The organism is Mesorhizobium sp. BAC0120, assembly GCF_033542235.1.
Lineage (GTDB): Bacteria > Pseudomonadota > Alphaproteobacteria > Rhizobiales > Rhizobiaceae > JAWRCU01.
The window spans coordinates 730416-740861 of record NZ_JAWRCU010000001.1 but is presented as its reverse complement, the minus strand read 5'-3'; the positions used below and the strand labels follow the sequence as shown (position 1 = coordinate 740861).

Annotated in this window: 10 protein-coding genes; 5 read left to right on the top strand and 5 right to left on the bottom strand. The window is 63.5% G+C overall.

Going from position 1 to position 10446, the window contains the following annotated elements; translation table 11 throughout:
- Window positions 1–302: 302 nt before the first annotated feature.
- Entirely contained in the window at window positions 303–1148 is an 846-nt protein-coding gene (locus SAZ10_RS03515) for an SDR family oxidoreductase (RefSeq protein WP_318607758.1), read from the bottom strand.
- A gap of 119 nt (window positions 1149–1267) precedes the next feature.
- Between SAZ10_RS03515 and SAZ10_RS03510 the strand changes: the two genes are divergently transcribed.
- Window positions 1268–1879 (top strand): TetR/AcrR family transcriptional regulator, encoded by a 612-nt coding sequence (locus tag SAZ10_RS03510; protein ID WP_318607757.1) that lies wholly within the window; start codon window positions 1268–1270, stop codon window positions 1877–1879.
- A 9-nt stretch (window positions 1880–1888) separates the two neighbouring features.
- Here the strand turns inward: SAZ10_RS03510 and SAZ10_RS03505 are convergent, their stop codons facing one another.
- Both SAZ10_RS03505 and tsaA read right to left on the bottom strand, forming a co-directional pair.
- Window positions 1889–2206, bottom strand: a complete 318-nt coding sequence (locus SAZ10_RS03505) for a DUF2293 domain-containing protein (RefSeq protein WP_318607793.1) — start codon at window positions 2204–2206, stop codon at window positions 1889–1891.
- 213 nt (window positions 2207–2419) lie between these two features.
- On the bottom strand, window positions 2420–2929 hold the full coding sequence (tsaA, locus tag SAZ10_RS03500; RefSeq protein WP_318607756.1) for a tRNA (N6-threonylcarbamoyladenosine(37)-N6)-methyltransferase TrmO: 510 nt from the start codon (window positions 2927–2929) through the stop codon (window positions 2420–2422).
- Window positions 2930–3046: 117 nt separating this feature from the next.
- On the opposite strand from tsaA, the gene SAZ10_RS03495 reads away from it, so the two are divergent.
- Together SAZ10_RS03495 and metF are read left to right on the top strand one after the other, a co-directional pair.
- On the top strand, window positions 3047–4063 hold the full coding sequence (locus SAZ10_RS03495; RefSeq protein WP_412535148.1) for an ArsR/SmtB family transcription factor: 1017 nt from the start codon (window positions 3047–3049) through the stop codon (window positions 4061–4063).
- Window positions 4063–4980 carry a methylenetetrahydrofolate reductase [NAD(P)H] gene (gene metF / locus SAZ10_RS03490; RefSeq protein WP_318607791.1) on the top strand — a complete coding sequence of 306 codons (918 nt, stop codon included), beginning with the start codon at window positions 4063–4065 and terminating at the stop codon, window positions 4978–4980. The genes SAZ10_RS03495 and metF overlap by 1 nt, the downstream gene beginning before the upstream one ends.
- A 444-nt stretch (window positions 4981–5424) precedes the next feature.
- On the opposite strand, the gene SAZ10_RS03485 is transcribed toward metF, so the two are convergent.
- Window positions 5425–6330 carry a DMT family transporter gene (locus tag SAZ10_RS03485; protein ID WP_318607790.1) on the bottom strand — a complete coding sequence of 302 codons (906 nt, stop codon included), beginning with the start codon at window positions 6328–6330 and terminating at the stop codon, window positions 5425–5427.
- Window positions 6331–6550: 220 nt separating this feature from the next.
- Between SAZ10_RS03485 and SAZ10_RS03480 the strand changes: the two genes are divergently transcribed.
- Window positions 6551–7771, top strand: coding sequence for an alanine racemase (locus tag SAZ10_RS03480; protein ID WP_318607755.1), 1221 nt, complete (start codon window positions 6551–6553; stop codon window positions 7769–7771).
- 226 nt (window positions 7772–7997) lie between these two features.
- On the opposite strand, the gene SAZ10_RS03475 is transcribed toward SAZ10_RS03480, so the two are convergent.
- On the bottom strand, window positions 7998–9212 hold the full coding sequence (locus SAZ10_RS03475) for an MFS transporter (RefSeq protein WP_318607754.1): 1215 nt from the start codon (window positions 9210–9212) through the stop codon (window positions 7998–8000).
- Between the two features lie 74 nt (window positions 9213–9286).
- Here SAZ10_RS03475 and SAZ10_RS03470 point away from each other — a divergent pair, with 74 nt between their 5' ends.
- Window positions 9287–10294 carry an AraC family transcriptional regulator gene (locus SAZ10_RS03470; protein ID WP_318607753.1) on the top strand — a complete coding sequence of 336 codons (1008 nt, stop codon included), beginning with the start codon at window positions 9287–9289 and terminating at the stop codon, window positions 10292–10294.
- Window positions 10295–10446 lie beyond the last annotated feature (152 nt).

Below are 10446 nucleotides of genomic sequence, written 5' to 3'. Positions count from 1 at the left end.
GCTATCCACAATCGCCTGGAAGCGACGGCGATTGATCGGTTCAACCAGCTTGCCAAGAATGCTAGGTGAAAAGCGCATGCCCCGTCCCCTTTCTGAGTCTCGACAACCAGAAGGTAGACGGAAAATCCCCGTCTTGCGGGGCATGCGCCTGCGGCATTTCGATTCACCAGAAATTTTCCCCGGACAGCCCTGCCCCTTGTGGGGGAGATGTCCGGCAGGACAGAGGGGGGCAACGTAGAGCGCCGGCGTAGCTGGTCCACGTCAATCAATTCGCAGCTGTGGCCCGGCCCAAGATTGCGAGATTAACCCGCCGCCTTCCTGTTCTTCGCCGGTCCCTGCGCCAGGTCGGCGATCCAGTCCCACTTCTCCCAATTGGCGAGGCGCTTTGCGTATTCCTGCTGGATCATGGGAAGCCCGACATCGCCGAAGAATACCCGGAGCGGCGGTTCGGCCTCATCGACTAGCGCCAGCATGGCCGGCCCGCTCGCCTGCGGATCGCCGGGCACCACGTTGCTGCGGCGCTCCTTCATCTGGTCGCGTATCCGCTGGTATTCAGGCATGGACTTGGCCACTTTGGCGGACGGCCCGGCCCAGTCGGTGGAAAAGCCGGCTGGCTCGACGATCGTGACATGGATGCCGAACTCCGCGACCTCTTGCGCGAGCGACTGGCTGAAGCCCTCCAGCGCCCATTTCGATGCGTGGTAAAGGCCGATATTGGGGAAGGCGTTGACGCCGCCGATCGACGAAATCTGGATGATATGGCCGGAGCGCTGTGCGCGCATGATCGGCAGTGCTGCCTGGGTCACCCACAATGCCCCGAACAGGTTTGTTTCGATCTGGGCGCGAGCGTCCTCTTCGCTCACTTCCTCGATCGCGCCGAACTGGCCGTAGCCGGCATTGTTGATGACGACGTCCAGCCGGCCGAAACGACGGTCTGCTTCTGCAATCGCGCCATCGACCGCGGCCTTGTCGGTGACGTCAAGCTTAATCGCGGCGATCTTGTCGCCATATTTTTTGACCAGGTCGGAGAGCGTGCCGACGTCACGCGCCGTCGCCGCGACCTGGTCGCCGCGTGCCAACGCTGCTTCTGCCCAGACGCGGCCGAAGCCCTTGGATGATCCGGTGATAAACCAAACCTTGCTTGTCATGACCCACCAATCCTTGCCCGTGCGGGCGCTGATTGTTATCTGATGATTGAAGCGGAGCTAGCTCCGCTTCGGAGATATACGGAGCATCCTCCGTTTTTCCAGAGGCGGCAGGAGAAATTTTGAGCAAGACCGAAAACGCGCGCCGGCCCCGTGCGGATGCGGCCCGCAATCGCGAGAAGCTGCTGGATGCTGCGTCGGCCGTGGTAGCAGAGACCGGCGAGCTCTCGCTCGCGGCGGTTGCGGCGCGGGCCGGCGTCGGCATCGGCACGCTCTATCGCCATTTTCCGAACCGGGATGCACTGCTCGCGGCGCTCTATCGCAATGAAGTCGACCGGCTGCATCATGCGGCTGTCAGGCTGGCGAAGGAGCTGCCGCCGTTCGAAGCCCTCGAGAAATGGCTCGGCGGTTACGCGACGCTGATGCAGATGAAATACGGCATGGCGGACGCCATGCGCTCGGCCATCAATTCGGACGCTGAGATATTCACCCACTCGCGCGTAAGGTTGATCGGCGCACTCTCCTCACTGCTCAAAGCGGCGGCGGCCGCCGGGTCGATACGGGGCGACGCCGATCCGGACGACGTCCTGCTCGCCGTCTCGGCGAGCGTCTCGGCAAGCCGCGGCCGTGACGACGCGGTCAGGAAGACCGAGCGTCTGCTCGCGCTCGTCATCGACGGCCTTCGCTACGGGGCGGGCAAAGGCATCAGAGCCGACGTCGCTGTGCCGGGCTAAAACCCGGACTCAAATTTCGTCGTCGTCCGGGTCGAGCAGTCGCGTCGCGCGCCAGCGTGTAAGCACTTCGTTGATTTCATCGACCACGAAGAAGCGGGCCGACTCGCGATCGTAGCCTTCCTCATCCATAAGCCGGTCGTATTCCGTGTGAGCGTGCCGGACATGCGCGACGGTCGCCAGCCACACCGCCAGGGAGGGCGGCAGCGTCTTGAGATGCGGCTTGTTCGCTTCAGCCCTGATCTGCTCCGTGTCGGCATAGGGCGCCATCGGCAGGAGCGTGGTCAGCGCCTTGGCAATGGCGCGCTGGCGACCGGTGCCAGCCATCAGGCCGGCCCCATCCTGGAGCGACAGCCCGCCATCAGCCTTCGGCCAAGGCAATCGCATATGGCACGGCAGACCCCCGCTCCGCCTCGCTTCGCTCGGCACCTCTCCCCCTCAAAAGGGGAGAGGAAGGGCGCCTGGCATTGAGGCCGGCGCTTCCTCTCCCCCACCGACCGGGGGAGAGGTGGTTCGCGAAGCGAACCGGAGTGGGGGTCGACTTCATATGCGATCGCCCTCGCCATTAGCCGGACGCACGGTCGCCTCCGGCATGGCATCGATCGACGCGAAGTACGGCTTGACGTCGAGCAACGGTGTGTCGTCGAGCACATCGATGGCGTCGATCTCGAGCAGCCCGGCCTCGCGGTCGAGCGAGACCAGCCTTGCCACATGCAGGCCGATCGGGTTCGGCCGCGCCGGCGAGCGCAGCGCGAAGGTCCCGCTCGGCACGGGCGAGTAACGCGGTTTTTGGGTGATCAAATTGCGCGGCGCCTGGTCGAACCAGCTCAGCAGCACGACATGGCTCGCACGCTCCAGCCCTTCGAGACCGGCGCGGTAGGGGGAATCGATTTCGACAGATGCGGGCATTCCGCGTTCACGCGCCTCGCGCATATTCTTCGGGCAATCCTCGCGACTCGTCCACGGCGAGCGGATGCGGCCAATGAAGACGACATGCCCGTCGCCGGGCAAGGCTGACGGGTCGAAGCCGAGTTGTTTTTCACCTTCGCGCATCTCGATCCACCTCCAGTCGAAAACGTCTGCGGCATTTTGTTGTCCGCGAGCGACGTTTCGGTTGCCAAGCTTCGAAAAATCACATAAAGATATGTTTATGTCTTTTCGAGGAAAGCAATGCTGTCTCGGTCGCCCGTAACGCTCGATGCAATGGTTGATACGCTGAAGGCGGCTGCCGAATCCAGCCGCCTGCGCATTCTGGCGCTGCTCGCACGCGGCGATCTCACAGTTTCCGATCTTACCGAGATACTGAACCAGTCGCAGCCTCGCGTGTCCCGTCACCTGAAGCTCTTGCTCGAAGCCGGCCTGATCGGACGTTATCAGGAGGGCTCCTGGGCCTATTTCCGGCTCTCCGACAATGATGCCGCCCGCGAATTCGTGAGCGGCATCGTCGCGCGCGTCCATGATGGCGACATACAGATCATGCGCGATCTCGAAAGGCTCGAAAGCGTCAAGCGGAAGCGGCAGGAACGGGCGGCTGACTATTTCGCCGCGAATGCCGCCAGCTGGGACCATATCCGCTCGCTGCATGCACCGGACGATGCGGTGGAAACCGCTATCCGCAAGCTCGTAGGCAACAGACCCTTCCAGACCATGCTCGATCTCGGCACAGGCACAGGCCGTCTTCTCGAGATCCTTGCTCCGCTCTATCGACGCGGGGTCGGCATCGACATGTCGCGTGAGATGCTCACCGTCGCCCGCGCCAACCTCGACAGGGCAGGGGTGCACAATGTGCAGGTGCGCCAGGGCGACATCTACGCGCCGCCGGTCGAGCGCGACGCCTTCGACCTCGTCACCATCCACCAGGTGCTCCACTATCTCGACGATCCGCAGGCAGCGATTCGTGAGGCTGCCCGGACGATGAGGCCCGGCGGGCGGCTGATCATCGTCGACTTTGCCGCGCATAGCCTCGAATTCCTGCGCGAAGAGCATGCGCATGTGAGGCTCGGCTTTACCGACCGGCAGATCGCCGACTGGTTCGAGGAGGCCGGGCTCGACCTTGAAGAGACGCTCGAGTTCGAGCCGCGAGCCGGCGTCGAGCAGTCGCTTGTCGTCAAGCTCTGGCTCGGCCGCGACCGTCGCATTCTGATCGCCGATCCGAAACAATCCGATCTCGCCACGGAGACCGTATGATGTCGCAGTTCCGCTTTTCGCACCGGCCGCACATTGGCGACAAGATCCATGTCTCCTTCGAGTTCTTCCCGCCGAAGACCGACGACATGGAGCGGCGGCTCTGGGACACGGTGACCAAACTCCAACCGCTGAAGCCGCATTTCGTGTCGGTGACCTACGGTGCCGGCGGCTCGACCCGCGAGCGCACCGCGCGCACGGTGCGCCGTATCCTCCAGGAAACGACACTGACCCCGGCCGCCCACCTTACCTGCGTCGGTGCAACGCGTGACGAGGTCGACCAGGTCATCTCCGAGTTCAAGGAAATTGGCATCCGCAACTTCGTCGCCCTGCGAGGCGATCCCGCCACGGGTGTCGGCACGGCCTACAAGCCGCATCCGGGCGGCTATGCCAACGGCGCCGAGCTGGTCGGCGCGCTGACGGCCCACGGTGATTTCGACATCTCCGTCGCAGCCTATCCGGAGAAGCATCCGCAAAGCCCGGATTTCGCGACCGATATCGAGATGCTGAAACGCAAGGTCGATAACGGTGCGACGCGCGCTATCACCCAGTTCTTCTTCGACAATGATGCCTATGAGCGTTACGTCGAGCGCGTGCGCCGTGCCGGCATCTATGTGCCGGTCGTGCCCGGCATCCAGCCGGTCCACAATTTCTCCCAAGTAGCCAATTTCGCGACGCGCTGCGGCGCGCTGATACCGGCTTGGCTCGCCGAGCGCTTCGAGGGTCTGGACAAGGACCCGCAGACGCACGCTCTGGTGGCGGCGGCAGTGGCGGCCGAACAGGTGCTCGATCTCATCGAGCGCGGTGTCTCGGACTTCCACTTCTACACCATGAACCGTGCCGACCTTGCCTTCGCCATCTGCCATATGATCGGCATCCGGGCAGAGCAGGAGAGCACGGCATCGTCGGCGGCGGCGTGAGTTAGTCTGAGGTTAAGTGCTGGGGACAGTTTACTTTTTTCCGCTTGTTCAAACTCTCCCGGTGCCGATTCCTCTCTGCGGAAAAAAGTAAACGGTCCCCGGAGCCCAAACGGAGCCCAACGAAAAAGGCCAGGCGATTCGCCCGGCCTTTCTTGAATTGGTTTGGGTTTCTTGTCCCGCCCCCCAGGGGCGGTCAGGGAAGGACCCCGATGATGAGGGCGGCAATGAAAGCGAACGCAGCACACACCATCAATGCATTGATCGGCCGTGTCAGTCCCATGCTTAGGCTCCTCTACAGATTAGGTAGAGAATCTATGCTGAACAGGTAGGCTGGCAAGCAGATTCGTTGCTGCAATGCGACATCGCCACAACGAATCCGACATCGGGTCGGGTCTTCACGCTTGATTACAAAGCGAAAAATGCCGTTTTGAACCTGTGCAAAAATCAGCCGGCAACAGGTCCGGCCGCGCGCCTTTTCGGCAGCAGGCGACCGTCGATCGTCAAAAGTCCGGCCGCAATCAGTGCCATGCCGGCGAAGTCGAACAGCTCGAGCCGCTCGCCAAGGAAGCCTGCGCCGAGCAGAATGGCGCTCACCGGCACGATCAGAGTCACCAGCGAGGCATTGGTCGCACCGGCCCGCGCGACGATGGTGAAGTACAGCAGGTAGGCGAAGGCGGTAGACAGCAACGCCAGCCCGAAGACCGCCGCCCAGACATGTGTGCTGGCCGCGAACAGCCCGGCGGTGCCGCTGACCAGCAGCGCAACCGGAACCATTACAATTGTCGACACGGTGAGCTGGCCGGCCGCCACGATCACCGGGGGAATGCCTTTCAATCGGCGGGCGACCATCAGCGCCAGCGCATATGAGATCGAGGCGCCGATCAACGCGAATTTGGCCCAGACCGGTCCGCCCAAGCCAGCGACGACGCCTGGGCCGATCATGACCGCCGTGCCAGCGATGCCGAACAGCACTCCAACCACCTTTTTCCAGGAAAGCTTCTCGTCACTCGTCACGGCATTGGCGATGACGATCGTCCAGAACGGTGTGGTCGCGTTGAGCACGGACGCGATACCGGCGCCCAGCGCCGTCTGACCGAGGAAGATCAGCGAAAAGGGGATGGCGTTGTTGAGGATGCCGAGGGCGACGAACATCGGCCAGTGCGGCAGCGCGAGCGCGAAGGAAGGGCCACGCAGGAGGAGGTAGAGATGAAGGGCGGCTCCGGCGATCGCGACGCGCAGGAGCACGAGGGTCAGCGGCGGGATCTCCGAGACCGCGACCCGCGCAAAGAAGAACGACCCGCCCCAGATGGCGCCGAGCAGGATCAGCATGCCCCATTCGGCGGCGCCCATGGTCGCGCGGAATGCTGTGGTGCTGCTGCCCAAGAGGCCCTCCCTCAATGCGACAGTTGTAGCCTTAAACAGGAACGGCGAGCGCCACCACCCGATTCATGGCTGGGCCAACAGAAGGTCCTTCGCATGGCAGAGGCAAAGCCCTTGGTGGCCGGGACCGCGGCTGATAGCTTCCCCGACTTCGACGCCGACCTCAGGGCAATGCCGAGCAGGAGACGCAATGCAGCAGTTCGAGAACGCGCGCGAGGCAGCATTGGCTCTCCGGCCGGACGAGCCGGTCTATTGCTTTCATCCGGAGGTTCTCAAGGCTGATGCCCGCAGGTTCATGGAACTGTTCCCCGGCAAGACTGCGTATGCAGTCAAGACGAATGGCGAACCTATGGTGCTGAAGACGCTCGTCGAGGCCGGCGTCAGGGCTTTCGACGTCGCCTCGCCGGGCGAATTCGCCGCGGTCCGCGCCGTCTCCAAGGACGCGGAGATGCTCTACATGCACCCGGTCAAAGCGCAATCGGACATACGGCTGGCGCTCGAAGAGTACGGCATCCGTGTCATCGCAATCGACCATGAGGACGAAGTCGCCAAGCTCGTCCGGGTGGTGCGCGCCCTCGACATCGATCCGGGCAAGGTCACGGTGTTCGTTCGCATCCAGACCAAGGGCTCCGCGGCTTACGAGCTCTCCAAGAAATTCGGCGCCGGTCCTGCCTATGCGGTCGAGCTGGCGCAGCGCCTCCATCGCGCCGGCTTCAAGGTCGGCATCTGCTTTCACGTCGGCAGCCAGATCGAGGATCCCGATATCTATGAGCGCGCGCTCGCCTCGGCCGACTGGGTGCGCAACCGAATGGGCTTCCCGCTTGCCGCGCTTGATGTCGGCGGTGGATTCCCGGCCGAGTATGGCCACGACCCCAACAGCAAGTCGAAACCGATGCCCTCGCTCGAGGAAATCATGGCGCGGCTCAAGGCCGACATCGAGGAGTGGCAGTTCAACCGCGTGCCGCTGGTTGCCGAGCCCGGCCGCGTCATCGTCGCCCGAGCGTTCTCGCTGATCGTGCGGGTGCTGTTGAGAAAAGGGCGGCGGCTCTACATCAATGACGGCATATGGGCATCGCTGTCGGATTCATGGACCGGCAAGCTCACCCTGCCGGCCCGCTTCATTCCGGACCCGGCGATCCGCCAGAGGAATGGCGATGCGAATTCGATCGTGCCGTTCAGGGTGTGCGGCGCGACCTGCGATTCCGTCGACATATTGTCGCGACCGTTCTGGCTTCCCGAAACCATCGACACCGGAGACTGGATCGAGATCGGCCATATTGGCGCCTATTCGCTGTCGCTCAGGACGCGCTTCAACGGCTTCTATCCCGACACTTTCGTCGAGGTGACGACGCCGTTCGACCAAGGCGAGGCGCCGCAGAGTTTTGCGAGCCTGGAGACGATGGCGGTTTAGATCATGGCGCTGCGCTCGTGACCCCCTCCCCCTTGTGGGGAGGGATAGAGGGTGGGGGTGCGACGCGCGCCATTCCGAGCCGGAGGTGGCGCCTGCTTCAGCTAACCTGCGGGATAGTCGCCTGGGCACCCCCACCCTGAATCCCTCCCCACAAGGGGGAGGGGGGCACCAGCGTCGCGCAGTAGCACAGTGAGAGATGCCGATCCTCTCTTTCGGCAGCGTCCTATCAACTCTCCTGCGCCGACTCCTTGCCGAGCGCGAACACCAATGCTGCGCCGAGCAAGGCGGCCAGCGCGCTGTAGGCAATCACGCCGAGCGGGCCGAAGGCGTCGAGCAGCAGGCCGCCGAAGATCGCCCCGCCGGTTATTGCGATCTGGAATGAGGTCACCAGCAGGCCGCCCGCGGCTTCCGCCTGATCGGGTGCGGTGCGGACGGTCCAGCTTTGGAAGCCGACCGGCAGGAAGCCGAAGAAGAAGCCCCAGGCGGCAATGGCAGCACTCGAGACGATTGCCGAAGAGCCAAGCAAGATCATGACGAGGGCCATGACGGCAATCGCCAGCGCTCCGACAGTGACGGCGGCCCTGATGCTCCGCTCGGCGACGAAGCCGCCAGTGAAATTGCCGAAGAAGCCGCCAATGCCGTAGGCAAGCAATACCAGGGAAATCGCTTCGATGTTGAGAGCGGGCACTTTTTCGAGGAACGGGCGCACATAGGTAAAGCCGGCGAAGTGTCCGGAGATCACCAGCAACAATGCAATGAGCCCGATCCTCAGCGCCGGCCGCTTCAAGAGATCGATCAGTGAACGGAAGCTGGATGCGGCGACAGGCGGCAGCTTCGGCATGGTCAGGATCTGCACCGTCAGTGCCACGACGCCTACCGCGGCAGCGATGATGAACGCCGCGCGCCAGCCCCAGAGATCGCCGACATAGGCCCCGAGGGGCGCGGCGGTCACTGTGGCGACGGAAACGCCGGTAAGCACGATCGACATCGCGCGCGGCACCAGCCGCTCCGGCACGAGCCGCATCGTCAAAGCCCCTGCCATGGACCAGAAGCCGCCGAGCCCGATCCCGAGCAGCACGCGCGCCACAAGAAGCGTGGTAAGCCCTGTCGCCGTGGCGGCGAGCAGATTGGAGAGCACGAGCAGCAAGGTGAGCGTCCATAGGACGAGCCTGCGGTCGATGCTTTTGGTGAAGATCGCAAGCGTCAGTCCGGCCAGGGCGCCGACGATTGCAGTCGCTGTCACGGTCTGACCGGCGGCTCCGTCGGTCACGTTGAGATCGACAGCCATCCGGGTGAGCAGGCTGGCGGGCAGGAATTCGGCCGTCACAAGGCCAAAAACACCAAGCGAAAGCGAGGCAACGGCGCCCCAGAGCGGCTCGGCGCGTTCGCCTTCATTCGCAGGCGTTTCCAGTTCGGCAGTGGCCGATATGACTTCGGACATGGGGCTTCTCCAATGGGTAGTCCGCGCCTAGATAGGCGGTGACCGTTTGGACTTTCCATGTTAGAAAAGCCACAATGCTTGATCATTCGTCCAAACTACCATCCCCTTCAGCCGGCGATCCGCTGACCGAAATGATGCGGGGTCTGAGGCTTGACGGCGTCGAATATGGCCGCTGCGTCATGGCCGAGCCCTGGGGCATTCACTTTCCCCAGCAGTCGGCCGCGCGCTTCCATTTCATCGGCCTCGGCAATTGCTACATGCTCACGCCGTCCAAGGAATGGATCGAGCTCAGGCCTGGCGACGCCGTGCTCGTCCCGCGCGGGGCCGAGCACGTGCTGTCGAGCGCGCCGGGCGTACCGACCGGGCCGCTCGAACGATATGAGGTGAAGCCGGTTTGCGGGAACATATTCGACGTGTCGTGCTTCGGCGAGGGGCCGAAATCGTTGCTTTTCTGCGGCAGCATGCGCTTCAACCTCGACAGCCTCCACCCGCTTCTTGCACTGATGCCGGACATGATGCGCGCCCATGATCTGGCGAAGAGCGAGCCCACGGTTCCGCACCTCCTGGAAGCGATGGTACGCGAGGTGATGGCAGAGCGTGTCGGCTCGAGCGGCATGCTCGCCCGTCTCGCCGACGTGCTCGCCGCGACGATCGTGCGGGCCTGGGTGGAGGGCGGTTGCGGCGATGCCACCGGCTGGATCGCGGCAGTCAGGAACCCGCAGATCGGCCGCGTGCTGGCGGCGATCCATCTCGACCCCAGCCGGGAGTGGACAGTCCCTGCGCTCGCCAGGATCATGGGCGCTTCGCGTTCCGGTTTCGCCCAGCGTTTCGCCGAAATCGTCGGCGAGACGCCGGCGCGCTACGTGGCGCGCGTGCGCATGCACCAGGCGCGGCAATGGCTCACCAGAGACGGTTTGAGAATTTCGGTGGTCGCCCGGCAGCTGGGTTATGATTCGGAAGCCTCCTTCAGCCGCGCGTTCAAGCGGGTGCTTGGGCACGCCCCGAGCCATTTCCGCGCGAAGCCGGAAGGCGAGCCTGGTTTCGGTGAAAGGCTGCTGGCGCACGCCGCAGACGCAAACTGAGACGGCTCGTCAGCTCGTCAACATGACCGTGGCACTTACGTCCCTTGTGAAGACATCGGTGCATGCTTGCATTCATGCAGCAGGAGCTCGCAAGCAGCGGGTTTCCGTTGCCAGTCAAGGAACCTCGCTGTGAGCTTCGCTCACAAGTCCTC